General features: G+C 73.0%; 13 protein-coding genes and 1 tRNA gene. 5 read left to right on the plus strand and 9 right to left on the minus strand.

Translation table 11 applies throughout. The features are described from left to right. Positions 1–86: 86 nt before the first annotated feature. Positions 87–905 carry a polyprenol monophosphomannose synthase gene (locus ABEB06_RS22260; protein ID WP_425559674.1) on the minus strand — a complete coding sequence of 273 codons (819 nt, stop codon included), beginning with the start codon at positions 903–905 and terminating at the stop codon, positions 87–89. 244 nt (positions 906–1,149) lie between these two features. Between ABEB06_RS22260 and ABEB06_RS22265 the strand changes: the two genes are divergently transcribed. Then, positions 1,150–1,222: transfer RNA gene (locus ABEB06_RS22265), tRNA-Arg, on the plus strand. 65 nt (positions 1,223–1,287) lie between these two features. Here ABEB06_RS22265 and murJ read toward each other — a convergent pair. Then, positions 1,288–3,195 carry a murein biosynthesis integral membrane protein MurJ gene (gene murJ / locus ABEB06_RS22270; RefSeq protein WP_345698641.1) on the minus strand — a complete coding sequence of 636 codons (1,908 nt, stop codon included), beginning with the start codon at positions 3,193–3,195 and terminating at the stop codon, positions 1,288–1,290. A gap of 294 nt (positions 3,196–3,489) precedes the next feature. Beyond that, a complete protein-coding gene (locus ABEB06_RS22275; RefSeq protein ID WP_345698642.1) occupies positions 3,490–4,293 on the minus strand; it encodes a phosphatase PAP2 family protein in 804 nt (267 codons plus the stop codon). 312 nt (positions 4,294–4,605) lie between these two features. Between ABEB06_RS22275 and ABEB06_RS22280 the strand changes: the two genes are divergently transcribed. Both ABEB06_RS22280 and ABEB06_RS22285 read left to right on the plus strand, forming a co-directional pair. Next, positions 4,606–5,577 (plus strand): sigma-70 family RNA polymerase sigma factor, encoded by a 972-nt coding sequence (locus ABEB06_RS22280; protein WP_345698643.1) that lies wholly within the window; start codon positions 4,606–4,608, stop codon positions 5,575–5,577. 100 nt (positions 5,578–5,677) lie between these two features. Continuing rightward, positions 5,678–5,908 carry a hypothetical protein gene (locus ABEB06_RS22285; protein WP_345698644.1) on the plus strand — a complete coding sequence of 77 codons (231 nt, stop codon included), beginning with the start codon at positions 5,678–5,680 and terminating at the stop codon, positions 5,906–5,908. 69 nt (positions 5,909–5,977) lie between these two features. Here the strand turns inward: ABEB06_RS22285 and mscL are convergent, their stop codons facing one another. The 5 genes from mscL to ABEB06_RS22310 form a co-directional block, all read right to left on the minus strand. Then, positions 5,978–6,394 (minus strand): large conductance mechanosensitive channel protein MscL, encoded by a 417-nt coding sequence (mscL, locus tag ABEB06_RS22290; RefSeq protein ID WP_345698645.1) that lies wholly within the window; start codon positions 6,392–6,394, stop codon positions 5,978–5,980. A 30-nt stretch (positions 6,395–6,424) separates the two neighbouring features. After that, positions 6,425–6,691, minus strand: coding sequence for a hypothetical protein (locus ABEB06_RS22295; protein ID WP_345698646.1), 267 nt, complete (start codon positions 6,689–6,691; stop codon positions 6,425–6,427). A gap of 290 nt (positions 6,692–6,981) precedes the next feature. After that, positions 6,982–7,263: an FmdB family zinc ribbon protein gene (locus tag ABEB06_RS22300; RefSeq protein ID WP_345698647.1), complete on the minus strand. Its 282-nt coding sequence runs from the start codon at positions 7,261–7,263 to the stop codon at positions 6,982–6,984. Between the two features lie 103 nt (positions 7,264–7,366). Then, the gene (locus ABEB06_RS22305; protein WP_345698648.1) at positions 7,367–8,662 is read right to left on the minus strand and encodes an MFS transporter; all 1,296 of its coding nucleotides are present in this window, start codon (positions 8,660–8,662) and stop codon (positions 7,367–7,369) included. 248 nt (positions 8,663–8,910) lie between these two features. Next, on the minus strand, positions 8,911–10,395 hold the full coding sequence (locus ABEB06_RS22310; protein ID WP_345698649.1) for a potassium/proton antiporter: 1,485 nt from the start codon (positions 10,393–10,395) through the stop codon (positions 8,911–8,913). Positions 10,396–10,576: 181 nt separating this feature from the next. Between ABEB06_RS22310 and ABEB06_RS22315 the strand changes: the two genes are divergently transcribed. Then, positions 10,577–13,303, plus strand: coding sequence for a penicillin acylase family protein (locus tag ABEB06_RS22315; protein WP_345698650.1), 2,727 nt, complete (start codon positions 10,577–10,579; stop codon positions 13,301–13,303). Here the strand turns inward: ABEB06_RS22315 and ABEB06_RS22320 are convergent. After that, entirely contained in the window at positions 13,300–13,899 is a 600-nt protein-coding gene (locus tag ABEB06_RS22320) for a 5-formyltetrahydrofolate cyclo-ligase (protein ID WP_345698651.1), read from the minus strand. The genes ABEB06_RS22315 and ABEB06_RS22320 overlap by 4 nt on opposite strands. 62 nt (positions 13,900–13,961) lie before the next feature. Between ABEB06_RS22320 and ABEB06_RS22325 the strand changes: the two genes are divergently transcribed. Next, positions 13,962–14,777: a GGDEF domain-containing protein gene (locus ABEB06_RS22325; protein ID WP_345698652.1), complete on the plus strand. Its 816-nt coding sequence runs from the start codon at positions 13,962–13,964 to the stop codon at positions 14,775–14,777. Position 14,778 lies beyond the last annotated feature (1 nt).

The raw sequence follows: 14,778 nt of genomic DNA on the forward strand, positions 1-14,778 counted from the left end.
ATCCCATCCTCACCCGGCCCCGGGGCACCCGCACCCGCACCCGCACCCGGCCGCAGGGCTGACGCCCCGTCGACCGGACCGGCGCGCTACTTCTTCTTGCCGGTCAGCTTCGCCACCCGGGCGCCGACGCCCCAGACCGTCACGCGCCACAGCGCCTCGACCACGATGTTGCGGCTCATCTTGGAGGCGCCGTGCTCGCGCTCCACGAAGGTGATCGGCACCTCGGCCACCTTGAAGCCGGCCTTCACCGCGCGCCACGCCAGGTCGACCTGGAAGCAGTAGCCCTGCGAGGCGACCTCGTCCATGCCCAGGCCGAGCAGGGTGTGCTTGCGGAACGCCCGGTAGCCGCCGGTGACGTCGCGGATCGGCACGTTCAGCAGGACCCGCGAGTACAGCGAGCCGCCCTTGGACAGCAGCTGGCGGTGCGGCGGCCAGTTGACCGTGCCGCCGCCCGGCACCCAGCGCGAGCCGAGCACCAGGTCGGCGGTGCGCAGCGCGGTGAGCAGCCGGTGCAGCTCCTCGGGCTGGTGCGAGCCGTCCGCGTCCATCTCCACCAGGACGTCGTACCCGGCGTCGATGCCCCAGCGGAAACCGGCCAGGTACGCGGCGCCGAGGCCCTCCTTGCCCTTGCGGTGCATCACGTGGACGTTGCCGTCCTCGGAGGCGATCTTGTCGGCGATCTCGCCGGTGCCGTCCGGGCTGTTGTCGTCCGCGACCAGCACGTGGACCTCGGGCACCGCTGTCCTGACCCGGGAGACGATGCGCTCGACGTTCTCGGCCTCGTTGTACGTCGGGATGATCACCAGCACCTTGCCGAGGTCGGCGAAGGGGGTCTCCTGTGGGGCAGTCACGTCTGTGCCTTTCACGTCTGATGTGGCGCGGGGGTCGGCCGGGCCGAAAGTCATCGCCCGTGCCGATGGTAACGACCGACGGGAACGACGCGGCACCGGTGCCGCCCACCGGGACGCCCGACTCCACCACACCGGGGTAGTTCGCGTCCACCGGGGGCCGGCGGCAGGGGAGCTGAGCAGGCACGATGCGGTCGGCGGGCCCGCCCGGCCGGGGGCGGTCCGCAACCGCGACCGACATCCCGCCCCAGGTCCGCTACGCTGTGGTCTGGTCTGCTGCCGTCCGGCGGCGCCACATCCCGCCTCAGTAGCTCAGGGGATAGAGCACGGCTCTCCTAAAGCCGGTGTCGCAGGTTCGATTCCTGTCTGGGGCACAGCAGGACACGCAGGCCCCCACCCGTCCCGGGTGGGGGCCTGCGGCGTTCCTGCGGCTCCGCGGTCAGCGGCGGTGCTTGCCGCTGCCGACCGGGGCGGGGTCGGGGTAGGGGATGCGCAGGCGGCGGGCCAGCGGGGCGACGGCGGGGCCGGCGCCGAGCGGACGGGCGAAGAGGAAGAGCGAGACCAGGACGGCCAGGGAACCGGCGGCGAGGCCCAGCAGCCCGGGCAGCAGGCCGCCGCCGATCCGGCCGGCCAGCCAGTGGGCGGCGAAGGCGCCGGGGGTGCAGGCCAGGGCGATGGCCAGGTGCAGGGTGACCACCTTGGCGCCGTCCAGTCCGCTGCGGGGCTTGGTGCGGCGGCCGGAGAGGTCCAGGGTGGCGTCCGCGGGGACCGGCGCGGGGGTGCGCAGCCGGCGGCCGAGCGCCCAGCCGGTCAGCACCACGGAGACCACGCAGGCGATGCTGTGGGCGACCGCCATGCCGATGATGATCCAGCGCGGGTCGAGCAGCCAGTACGCGACGCAGGAGAGCCCGACGTTGGTGCCGGTGGTGACCACGGTCAGCCAGAACGGGGTGCGGGCGTCGCCCATCGCGTAGAAGCCGCGGGCCAGTGCGTACTGGGCGCAGAAGAAGGGGAGGCCGATCGCGAAGGCCATCAGGGCCTGGGCGATGACCCAGGTGCTGGCGGGTGTCATGCCGCCGTAGCCGTAGGCGGCGGTGGCGATCTGCGGGGCCAGGGCGACGAAGAGGACCGCGGCGGTGACGATCATCGCGGCGGAGGAGCGCAGCATGTCCGCCAGGTCGTTGCCGACCTTGGTCAGGTTGCCGGCGGTAGCGGCACGGGCCATGCCGGGCAGCAGGGCGGTGACCAGCGAGATGGTGATGACGCCCTGCGGGACGACGAAGAGCTGGTAGGCGCTGGTGTAGGGGACGTTGCCCAGGCCGATGTCCCCGAGGCCGGAGTGGTCGGCGAGCTTGCCGGCGCCGGTGGTGAGCCGGGTGATCACGGCGAAGGCGAGCTGGGTGACCAGGACCAGCAGCAGGGCCCAGCCGGCCGCGCGGAGCGGCTTGGCCAGGCCGGTGCCCTTCCAGTCGAACCGGGGGTGCCAGCGGAAGCCGGCCTTGCGGAGCGAGGGGAGCAGGCCGAGCGCCTGGACCACGATGCCGAGCGTGGAGCCGAGGCCCAGCAGCATGGTCAAGCCGGGGGTCATCTGCTCGGCGGTCGTGGCGTTGTGGCCGACGGCGATGTAGAGGCCGAAGACGCCGATCGCGACGACGTTGTTCAGCACCGGTGTCCACATCATCGCGCCGAAGCGGTCGCGCGAGTTGAGCACCTGGCCGAGCAGGGTGAAGACGCCGTAGAAGAAGATCTGCGGCAGGCAGTACCGGGCGAAGGCGATGGTCAGGTCGCGCTGGGCGCCGTCGTAGGGGGCGTAGAAGTCGACGATGGCGGGCGCGGCCAGCCAGGCGCCGACGGTCAGCACGACCAGGACCACGCCGCAGAGGGTGAGCAGCCGGTCGGTGTAGGCGACGCCGCCGTCCTTGTGCGTCTGCGCGGCGTGCACCAGCTCGGGGACGAACACCGAGGCCAGGGCGCCGCCGATGAGCATCATGTAGACGATGTTCGGCAGCGAGTTGCCCACGTTGAAGGAGTCGCCGAGCAGCCCGGAGTGCAGGGCGGCGACGATCATCGCGCTGCGGACGAAGCCGAGCGCGCGGGAGGCGAGCGAGCCGAGCGCCATGATCAGCCCGTTCCGCCCGGCGGACGAGGCGGGGGCGGGCGCGGCGTCCTGCTCGTCGGCGGAGGACTGCGCGGGGATGCCGGGCGGCGCGGCGGGCATCGGGGGGAGCGGCGGCTGGCCGTGTGTCTGCCCGTGCCCGGGCTGCGCCGGGACCTTGCCCAACTGCATGGTGGGCGGGTCGGCGTACACGTGCGGCTCGGAGGGACCGTCCGTGGTGTGCATGGTCATCGGACCCCCGTCACTCGGTGCCCGTCCGGCGGCTCGTGGGTGTACGGAGTCGGCTTGTCCGTGCTCCTGGTGCCGGGTGCAGGTACACCCAGCCGGAGCAGTCTGCCTTACCGGAGCACGTGCTGGGGAGTCGGATGCCCGGCGCGGATGATCTCGATCGCGACGCGTCGCGGTGCGCCGCGGGCCGGGGCGCCGGAATTCGTGGCGAATTTCCCGGAATCAGTGGATTGTCGACCACGTCCGATCCCTCCCCGGTGGTTCCGTCCGAGCGGGTGTGACCTTGCTCACTGACCGTCAGGTGTCCTTGTCGGGGCCGCCCCTCGGCGCCGCGCCGGTGGCGAGGACGCGCTGCACCCGCGGCCGGGTCCGCCAGTCCACCCGGCGGGCGTCGCGGAGCAGTGCGCCGGGGCGCCACAGCTCCACCGCGACCGTGACCCCGCCGAGCACCGTGCCGGCCGCCAGCCAGCCGCCGACCACGTCACTGGGCCAGTGCACGCCGAGCGCGATCCTGGTCCAGCCGACGGCGAGCACGGCGAGCGCGGCGGCCGAGCTCGCCACCGCCCGCCCGACCCGGTCGGCCCGCGGCCAGACCAGGGCGAGCAGTGCCGCGCAGGTGATCGCCGAGGCCGTCGCGTGCCCGGACGGGAAGGCGCCGCCGGAGGCGTGCCCCACCGCGTCGGCGAAGTGCGGCCGGGGCCGGTCGATCGCGGCCCGGGCGGCCGCCGCCAGCGCCCAGCCGACCAGGGCCTGCGCGGCCGCCCAGAAGGCCAGCGTCCGGGCGCCCAGGCACCACAGCCAGACCGCGGCGGCGCCCAGCAGCACCCGCATGGTGACCGTCCCGCCGAGGTCCGCCAGGGTCTGCATGGAGGCCGTCCAGGCGGCGTGCTCCCGGGCGTAGTCGTGCAGCGGCCGCACCCAGCCCCGGTCCAGCCGGGCCAGCGGCCCCCACCGGGACTCCACCAGGGCGAGCAGCACCCCGAGCAGTGCGGCACAGCACAGCGCCAGCCCGGCACACCTGAGCAGGTTCCGGCGTTGTACGTCCCGTAGGGCCGCGGCCCGGTCGGCGGCGACCCGCTCGGTGGCGGTGGGATGGTGCATGGCAGACACCTTCCCAGCGGAGAGCGGCGTTCCGGCGGTGCCGCGATAGCGATTCGGCATCGGTTGTTTGAAGGACCTGCGGCCGCCTCGCGAATGCCCGGTGTGTGCGCCGGATCACGCTCCGTGCGGGATCCGGATGAAAATCGGCAGGATACTGCATCCCTCATGGAAATCTGAGTGTCTTGGGAATGTTGTCCGATTTCTGTGCGTTGGATCGTTACGTGTGAGCCTCCAGGAGGGAGCCTCTTGGTGGCCCGCATCTCTTTGCCCGGCAACACCAGAGGGGCCGGTACCAGCAGCAAGGGAGCAAGCATGGCCACCCGTGCCGTCGTTCGCGACAGGGCCGACCGGAGTCGCGCGGCCCGCCCGACCAACCTCGAGGCCGACCGCGATCTCGTCGGCATGTACCTGGACGAGATCGCCAGGACGCCCCTGCTCGACGCCGCCGAGGAGGTCGAGCTCTCGCTGCGCATCGAGGCCGGCGTCTTCGCCCAGCACCTGCTGGACGAGGGCGAGCTGCCGGAGGGCGCGACGCGGGAGGAGCTGGAGGTGATAGCCGAGGACGCGGAGCGTGCCAAGGACGTCTTCATCCGTTCCAACCTCCGTCTGGTGGTCGCGGTCGCCCGGCGCTACCCGCGCAGCGGCCTGCCGTTGCTGGACCTGATCCAGGAGGGCAACGCGGGCCTGGTCAGGGCGGTGGAGAAGTTCGACTACTCGAAGGGCTTCAAGTTCTCCACCTACGCGACCTGGTGGATCCGGCAGGCGATCACCCGCTCGATCGCGGACCAGTCGCGCACCATCCGGCTGCCCGTCCACCTGGTCGAGGAGCTCGGGCGGATCCGGCGGGTGCAGCGGGAGAAGGCCAAGGAGCTGGGGCGGGAGCCCGAGCCGGCCGAGATCGCGGCCGAGCTGGACACCACCGAGCAGCGGATCAAGGACGTGCTCGACTGGGCGCGCGACCCGGTCAGCCTGAACATGTCGGTCGACGACGAGGGCGAGACCCAGTTCGGCGACCTGGTGGAGGACACCGCCGCGGTCTCGCCGGAGGACGCGGTGATGGTGATGCTCCGCCGCGAGGAGCTGGACGACCTGATCGGCCGGCTGGACACCCGTACCGCCTCGATCATCCGCTCCCGCTACGGGATGGAGGACGGCCGCGAGCGGACCCTCACCGAGGTCGGCAAGCAGCACGGCCTGACCCGTGAGCGGATCCGGCAGATCGAGAAGCACGCGCTGGCCGAGCTGAAGAAGATCGCGGACCACGCGGGCTTCGAGGCGGCCTGACCGGCACCCGGGGCCCCGGCCGCGGCGCACGCCGCGGCCGGGGCCCGCGGCGTGCGGGCCTACGCTGGGGGAGAGGGTCGGGAACGAGTGAGGACTGGCGATGAGCGAGCGGACCGGGGACCGGGACGACGAGAAGGCCCGGACGGGCGAGGCGGCCGCTGCGGCCGGGGCCGCGAAGGCCAGGCTGGTCTTCGGGGATCCGCTGGAGCGGCAGACCAGTGACGACACCGACCAGGGCTGGGGCGGCCCGGCGGGCGGCGGCGGGAACGGTGGGCGGGAGCGCGGGCTGGACTGGTACCTGAGCCAGCGGCCCCCGCACCACGGGGACTGACGGGGGAGTGGGAGTGGTGCGGGGGACCTGAGGGGTACGGGGGACGGGGACCGGACGGGGGACGGGGCCTCAGCGGCTGCCGGTCAGGGCGTCGCGGATCTGGGTGAGCAGCTCGACCTCCTTGGCCTCGGCCTCCAGCGCCTCCTCCTCGACGGTCTTGCGCTTGGCCATGAAGTGGTTCATCGGCAGGATCAGCAGGAAGTAGACGACCGCGGCGGTGATCAGGAAGCTCAGCGCGGCGCTGAGCACCGATCCCCACAGGATCCGGATGCCCGAGGTGACGTTCCCCGAGGGGTCCACCACGCACGGCCCCTTGATGCAGGAGCTGTAGGCGGCCAGGTCCTTGCTGCCGAAGGCGCCGACCAGGGGGTCGATGATGCCCTTGACGAAGGCGTTGACGATGTTGGTGAATGCGGCGCCGATCACGACCGCCACGGCCAGGTCGATGACATTGCCGCGGAGCAGGAATTCCTTGAAGCCCTTCATGCTGCGCTGAACGGCGTCAGCCCGGTGAGGTTACGGGTGAAATCCGATCTTCCCGGTTGACGCGGCGACGCAGCCGGCGGGCGGCGCCGCGGGCGGTGGGCCGGGTCGCAGCGGGCCGGCCGCGAGTGCGGTGAGGGCCGCGATCAGCCCGGTGACCAGCACCCCGGGCCTGCGCCGGACCGCGTGCTGCAGCCGGTGGCGGCCGCCCCCGCCGCGTCGGATCGGCGGGAACGGCGGGATGTCGCGGCGCGGCGGCACGGCGGTCGCGGGCAGCGGGGGAACGAGGTACGTGGTCATGGCGGCACCGCATTTCTCCGGTCGGAACGCCCCCGGCCGGAGGCGCGGAACCAGAGTGCGACCGAGTGCCGGCCCGGCCCAGGGCCCCCCGATTTCCTGTGGACAGACCGGCCCTGTGGACAACCGGAGTACCCCACCCGGGTGAGAACGGGTGGGAACGCACACCCGGGCGGGAGCGCGCACCCGGGTGGGAACGCGCACCCGGGCGTGAGCGGGACACCCGGGCGGGGGGAGAAAACGCGGAACCCGGCGGCGCCAGCAGGCACCACCGGGTTCCGGGAAGGCTTCGCTCAGCTCGCGGCGGGAGCGGAGGACGTCGACGTCGAGGAGGAGGGCGTCGACGAGGAGGTGGAGGCGGTCGAGGAGGACGAGGCGCCCACCGAGCTGCTCGACGAGGAGCGGCTGTCGGTGCGGTAGAAGCCCGAGCCCTTGAAGACCACGCCCACGGCCGAGAAGACCTTGCGGAGCTTCCCCTGGCAGTCGGGGCACGTGGTCAGTGCGTCGTCGCTGAACTTCTGCACCGCCTCGAGGCCGTTGCCGCACTCGGTGCACTGGTACTGGTACGTGGGCACTTGCTCTTCCTCCTGCACTCCCCCTGGCACTCTCACCTGATGAGTGCTAACAACGGTCCATGATGCGGCATTCCGCCGCGTCAGTCCAGCGTCGGCCGCGCGGTCAGCCGCGCGAGGCGGCGCCGACCGGCTGCGGCCGGAGCGGGACGCTCCTGGCAACGGTACGGGCCGCGGTGGCCGGGGCCACCAGCAGACGGCGCATCGTGACGAGCGCCACCAGGCCGAGCCCGGAGCCGACCACCGGGACCAGGAAGCCGGCCGAGGGCCCGCCGTGGTCGATCAGCTGGCCGGCGGCGGTCGAGCCGGCCGCCAGGCCGAGGCCGATCGCGCCGGTCAGCCAGGTGAAGGCCTCGGTCTTGGCGCCGTCGGCGACCAGGGTCTCGACCAGGGTGTAGCCGGTGATCAGGGTGGGCGCGATGGCGAGGCCGCAGAAGAGCCCGGCGATCGCGAGGGCGACCAGGTTGGGCATCGCCCACAGGGTGGAGCAGCCGAGCACCAGCAGCGCGTAGCAGCCGAGCATCCGCTGCCGGGCGGAGTGCCGCCAGGCGATCATGCCGTAGAGCACGCCGGCCAGCATCGAGCCGCCGGCGAAGACGCCGTACACGATGCCGCTCGTCCCGGCCCGGCCGGCCGACTCGGCGAAGGCGGTGACCGAGACCTGCATCGCGCCGAAGACGGTGCCGACGCCGAGGAAGGCCCCGACCAGCAGCCGTACGCCGGGTGCGGCCAGCGCGGACTCGCGCGCGGTGCCCGGGGCGGGGACCTTCAGGGCGGGCGCGGTGGCGCGCTGGGCGGCGAAGGCCAGGCCGCCGGCCACGGTGAGCACGGCCTCGGCGACCAGGCCGGTGGCGGGGGAGACGCCGGTGGCGATCGCGGTGGCGAGCACCGGGCCGATCACGAAGGTGAACTCGTCGGTGACCGATTCGAAGGCGAAGGCGGTGTTGAGCCCGGCCGGGTCGTCGGCCAGCTTGGCCACCCAGCGGGCGCGGACCATGGCGCCGATCTGCGGCACCGAGGCGCCGGCCGGGACGGCGGCCAGGAAGAGCGTCCAGGCCGGGGCGTGGCCGAGGGCCAGGGCGATCAGCGCGCCGACCGACACGGCGTGCACCAGGACGCCGGGGACCAGCACGGCGGACTGCCCGTAGCGGTCGGCGAGCCGGCCGGTCTGCGGGCCGACCAGGGCCTGGGCGACGGCGGACGCCGCCGCGACGGCACCGGCCAGGCCGTAGGAGCCGCGGGTGTCCAGCACCAGCAGCACGATGCCGAGGCTCAGCATGGCGTAGGGCAGGCGGGCGGCGAAGGCGGGGACCAGGAAGGTCCGGGTGCCGGGGGTGCGCAGCAGCGTGCCGTAGCCGGCGCGGTTGCGGGTGGGGTTGTCGACCGTTCGGCGGGCCGCCACGGTCGGTCCTCTCTGCCGCCTGGTAGCGCGGACCGGGGGCCGAGGGTGGGGCCCGGACGCGCGCCGAGAGTCGTCCTCTCGCGCGTCGACCGGGGTAGATACCTCGGCCGGGAAGGTCACCGGGCCGGGCCGCCGAGCGGTCGCGCCGACTCTGCATCAGGCAGGTGGTACGGATGCAATCGTCAGATGTGTACCTTCATTGTACCGGCTGCCGCCCGAAACGGCCTGCCAATGCAAGGTGAACATCGTCACCGACCGTTCAGCCACCCGGCCAGCTTGCCGCCGCGGTCGACCGCGCGCAGCCGCTTCTCGGCGGCCTCGGCGACCTCGTCGGTGGTGACCACGAGCAGTTCGTCGGCGGGGCGCAGCACGGTGGTCTTGTCCGGGACGAAGCTGGAGCCCTCGCGCACCACCAGGGTGACGGCGGCGCCCTTGGGCAGCCGCAGCTCGCCGACCTCGACGCCGGCCATCAGGGAGCCGGGGGCGAGTGCGACCGAGAGCAACTGGCCGTGCAGCTTCTCCAGCGGCGCCGACTCGATGCCGAGATCCTGGCCCAGGTCGCCCTCGCCGATCCGCAGCCAGCGGGCGACCAGCGGAAGCGTGGGGCCCTGGAGCAGGGTGAAGACCACGACCAGGATGAAGACCACGTTGAAGACCTGCTGGGCCGACTCGGCGCCGTAGACCACCGGGATGGTGGCCAGCACGATGGGCACCGCGCCGCGCAGCCCGGCCCAGCTGAGCAGGGCCTGCTCGCGCCAGGGCATCCGGAACGGGGTCATGGTGAGCAGCACCGAGGCGGGCCGGGCGAGGAAGACCAGCACCGCGCCGACCACCAGCGCGGGCACCACGGCACTGCCCATGGTGGCGGGGGTGCAGAGCAGGCCGAGCATCACGAACATGCCGATCTGGCCGATCCAGGCCAGGCCGTCGGCGAAGCCGCGGACCGCCGGGCCGTGCGGCAGCTTGGCGTTGCCGAGCACCACCGAGGCCACGTACGCGGCGAGGAAGCCGGAGGCGTGCAGCAGTGCGCCGCCCGCGTAGGCGAGCACGATCAGCGCCAGCACCGCGATCGGGTACAGGCCGGAGGAGGGCAGGGCGACCCGGCGCACGCCGTACGCGCCGATCCGGCCGACCGCGTAGCCGACCACCGCGCCGGCGGCCAGCTCGGCGATGATCGTGCCGACCAGGACGTACCAGGCGTCGGCCTCGCCGGCGGTGGCGAAGGCGACCACCAGGATGACCACGGGGGCGTCGTTGAAGCCCGACTCGGCCTCCAGCAGGCCGGTCAGCCGCTTGGGCAGCGGCACCATCCGCAGCACCGAGAAGACCGCGGCGGCGTCGGTGGAGGAGACGATCGCGCCGAGCAGCAGCGAGGTGCGCCAGTCCAGGCCGACCAGCCAGTGCGCGCCGGCGGCGGTGACGAAGACGGAGACCGCGACGCCGAGGGTGGCGAGCGCGGTGGCGGCCGGCATGACCGGCTTTATCGCCTTCCAGCTGGTCTTCAGGCCGCCCTCGGCGAGGATCACCACCAGGGCCGCGTAGCCGAGCACCTGGGTCAGCTCGGCGTTGTTGAAGGTGACGCCGAGGCCGTTCTGGCCGAGGGCGACGCCGATGCCGAGGTAGATCAGCAGCGAGGGGAGCCCCGAGCGGGTGGAGATGCGCACCGCGACCACCGCGACCAGGAGGATCACGGAAACCTCGAGCAGGAACTGGTTCAGGTGGTCAACGGTCACGCAGGGGCACCTCGGCAGGGGAGGGACGGCGGCGGGGGTGGGGCAGGGGACGAAACGTTACCCAGTCTAACATTTTACCTGATCTTTGAACTAGGGGGTTCCCCCGTGCCCCTCGTGCAGGCCCGTCGTCCTAATGTGGTGCACTGTCACGGCCGCAGTCACCCTCGCCACAAGGATTCGGATGCCCCGCTCGAAGAAGTTCCGGCGCGCTCGTCTGATCGTGATCGTGCTGGCCGTCCTGCTGGTGGCCGGCGCGGCCGGCGGCAGTTGGTGGGCGGTGGACACGGTGCGCTCCTCCTTCCCCGACGTCGAGGGGACCGTCCGGGTGCCCGGCATGGCCGCCCCGGTGGACGTGAAGCGCGACGCCAACGGCATCCCGCAGCTGTACGCCGACAGCGACGCCGACCTGTTCCGGGCCCAGGGCTACGTCCAGGCCCAGGACCGGTTCTGGGAGATGGACGTCCGCCGGCACATCACCGCCGGCCGGCTCTCCGAGATGTTCGGCTCCGGCCAGGTGGAGACCGACTCCTTCCTGCGCACCATGGGCTGGCGCCGGGTCGCGCAGCAGGAGTGGGACTCCCCGACGCTGCTCTCGGAGTCCACCAAGAAGAACCTGCAGGCCTACACCGAGGGCGTCAACGCCTGGCTCGCCGAGCACCCCGGCGGGGCCGGCGCCTCGCTGGAGTACGCCCTGCTCGGCGCGGTGAACAGCGGCTACCAGCCGGAGAAGTGGGATCCGGTCGACTCGGTCGCCTGGCTCAAGGCGATGGCCTGGAACCTCTCCGGAAACCTCCAGGAGGAGATCGACCGCTCGCTGCTCACCCAGGACTTCTCCAAGGAGAAGATCGAGCAGCTCTACCCGGCGTACCCGTACGACCGCAACGGCACCATCGTGAAGACCGGCAAGGTCGGCGCCGACGGCACCTACAAGCCGGCCGACGGCGCCGCGGCCGCCGCCCCGCCCACCGCCCAGGCCGCCGCCGCGACCCAGGGCGTGCTCAAGGGCCTCGCCGACCGGATCGCCGCGGTGCCGCAGCTGCTCGGCCCGCAGGGCCAGGGCATCGGTTCCAACTCCTGGGTGGTGCGCGGCACCAACACCACCACCGGCCTGCCGCTGCTGGCCAACGACCCGCACCTGGGCCCCGGCATGCCGTCCATCTGGTACCAGATGGGCCTGCACTGCCGCGCGCTGAACAAGGCGTGCACCTTCGACACCGCGGGCTACACCTTCTCCGGCATGCCGGGCGTGGTGATCGGCCACAACAAGGACATCGCCTGGGGCTTCACCAACCTCGGCGCCGACGTCACCGACCTGTACCTGGAGAAGGTCACCGGCCCGGACACCTACCAGGTGGACGGCAAGGACGTGCCGTTCACCACCCGCAAGGAGACCATCAAGGTCGCCGGCGGCGAGGACCGCACCATCACCGTCCGCTCCACCCGCGAGGGCCTGCCGCTGATCTCCGACCAGAGCGAGGAGCAGCAGAAGGTCGGCACGTACGCGCCGGCCGGGAACGCCGCCCCCGACCGGGCGGCCGGCTACGGCGTGGCCCTGCAGTGGACCGCGCTCACCCCGGGCTCCACCATGGAGGCCGTCTTCAAGCTGAACCGGGCGGGCGACTTCGACGAGTTCCGGGCCGCCGCGAAGGACTTCGCCGTCCCCGCGCAGAACCTGATCTACGCCGACACCCGGAACAACATCGGCTACCAGGCGCCCGGCGTGATCCCGGTCCGGGCCAAGGGCGACGGCCGCTGGCCCGCGCCGGGCTGGGACTCCAGCTGGAAGTGGACCGGCACGATCGACTTCAAGTCGCTGCCGTACAGCTACAACCCCGCCTCCGGCTACATCGTCACCGCCAACCAGGCCGTGGCCGACGCGAGCTACCCGTTCCTGCTCACCACCGACTGGGAGTACGGCACCCGGGCCAAGGAGATCAACGACCAGATCCAGGACAAGCTGAAGAACGGCGGCAAGATCTCGCCGGACGACATGCAGGCGATCCAGCTGGACGACACCAGCGTGATGGCCAAGACCCTGGTCCCGCTGCTGCTCAAGGTGCAGATCGACGACCCGTACGTGCGCGAGGCCCAGGACCTGCTGAAGGACTGGAACTACCGGCAGGACGCCGACTCGGCGGCCGCCGCGTACTACAACGGGGTCTGGCGCAACCTGCTCACCCTGGCCTACGGCCAGAAGTTCCCGGCCGACCTGCGGGCCGAGGGCGACTGCCTGCTGGTCCGTCAGAAGCGCGACTCGACGCTGCCCGACGACGCCGTCGGCGGCGCCGCCCAGGCGGTCACCGAGTGCGGCACCCGCAAGCCCTCGCAGGCCCAGCCGGACGGCGGCGACCGCTGGATGGAGGTCGTCCGCCAGCAGCTCACCCAGCCGGACAGCGGCTGGTGGGAGTACATCGACTCCAACCACCTGCCGCAGAAGGGCATGGACAAGCTGCTCGCCGAGGCGATGAAGGACGCCCGCCAGGAGCTCACCGCCAAGCTCGGCAAGGACATCTCCACCTGGACCTGGGGCCGGCTGCACACGCTGACCCTCAAGGAGCCCACCCTCGGCACCGACGAGTCGTCGGTCGCCTCCGGCCTGGTGCACCGGCTGCTCAACCGCGGCCCGTACCAGCTGGCCGGCGGCACCGCGGCGGTCGACGCGGCCGGCTGGAACGCCGCCGCCGGGTACGAGGTGGACTGGATCCCGTCGATGCGGATGGTCGTGGACCTCAGCAACTTCGACGCCTCGCGCTGGATCAACGTCGGCGGCGCCTCCGGCCACGCCTTCCACCCCAACTACAACGACCAGACCGAGCTCTGGGCCCGGGGCGAGCTGCTGCCCTGGGCGTACTCGGCGGACGCGGTCGCCAAGTCCGCCCAGCACGTCCTCTCGCTGACCGCCGGTTAGCCGGCGGAGGGCAGGCGGCGCAGGCCCGTCGGGGTGACCACGGCGTCCACCGGGAGGTCGTGGTCCTCGGCGGGCACCCGGTCGACCAGTTCGTGCTCGTACAGCAGGGTGGCCAGCAGCGGGCGGGCGCCGGCCCGGGCGAGGCGGGCCAGCACCCGGTCGTAGGAGCCCCCGCCGCGGCCGAGCCGGATGCCCCGGCCGTCCACCGCCAGGCCCGGCAGCAGCACCGCGGCGGCCCCGCACACCGCCTCCGGGCCCAGCCGCGGCCCGGTCGGCTCCAGCAGCCCGCGGGCGGCCGGCGCCAGCTCCCCGGCGCCCGCGTACTCGGCCCAGTCCAGGTCGTTGTCCGGCAGCAGCACGGGCAGCAGCACCCGCACCCCGCGCCCGCGCAGCTCGTCCAGCAGCGGGCGGGTGCCCGGCTCGCCGCCCACCGACACGTACGCCGCCACCACCGCGCCCGGCGCGGCCAGGCCCGCCGCGTGCCCGGCCAGCGCGGCCGCCGCGGCCGCCCGCTCCTCCGGGCCCAGTGCCCGCCTCCGCTCCAGCAGCCGTGACCTCAGGGCCGCCTTGTCGTTGGGCAATGGATTGGCAGTCACCGGAAACTCCCCTGCTCGCCGTCGATGGTGCTGACACGAGCCTGACACGCGGAGGCCGCGCTATGTCCACCCCGCTCCTGGTCCAGGCGTTCGCCGGGCTCAGCGCGCCCGCGCTGGTCGCCGCGGGCTGGTACGGACTGCGGCTGCGCCGCACCGTGGCGGCCGCGCGCACCCGGGAGGCCGGGCTGCAGGAACGGATCTGCGAGCTGGAGCAGGAGCGCGACGAGCTCCGGCGCACCGCCTCCTGCGACCCGCTCACCGGCGTCTGGAACTACCGCCACCTGCAGATCACCCTGGACCGCGAGATCGAGCGGTCCCGCCGCGCCGAGGCGGCCGCCGCCGAACCCCGCCCGCTCGCGGTGCTGATGCTGCAGATCGCCGGCTTCGACGCGGTGGTCGCCGAGCACGGCCGCACCCGGGCCGGCGCCGTGCTGCGCGACCTCGCCCAGCGGCTCGGCCTGGAGATCCGCCGCTCCGACACCCTCGGCCGGTACGGCGGCGAGGAATTCCTGGTGCTGCTGCCCGACACCGGGGTCGAGGGCGCCGTGCAGGTCGCCGAACGGCTGTGCTGGACGGTCCGCCGCCACCGGCTGCTCAACTGGACGCCGGCCACCCCCGCCGAGCCCGACCCCGGCGCCCGCAGCGGCCTCACCGCCGCCATCGGCGTCGCCGTGCTGCCCCGCGACGGCTCGCACGCCGCCCCGCTGCTGCGCGCCGCCGACCGGGCCCTCGCCGCCGCCCGCGCCGAGGGCGGCGACTGCTGGCGCGGAGCCCTCAACCGCGCGGAAAATCCGCCGCAGAAGCCCGGTAGGGTGTCAGGCGGTCTCTCACAGCCGCTTCACTCCGCTCTCAGCCAGGCGGAAACCATGCCTCAGTAAG

Origin of the sequence: Kitasatospora terrestris (assembly GCF_039542905.1) — a bacterium.
Taxonomy (GTDB): Bacteria; Actinomycetota; Actinomycetes; order Streptomycetales; family Streptomycetaceae; genus Kitasatospora; species Kitasatospora terrestris.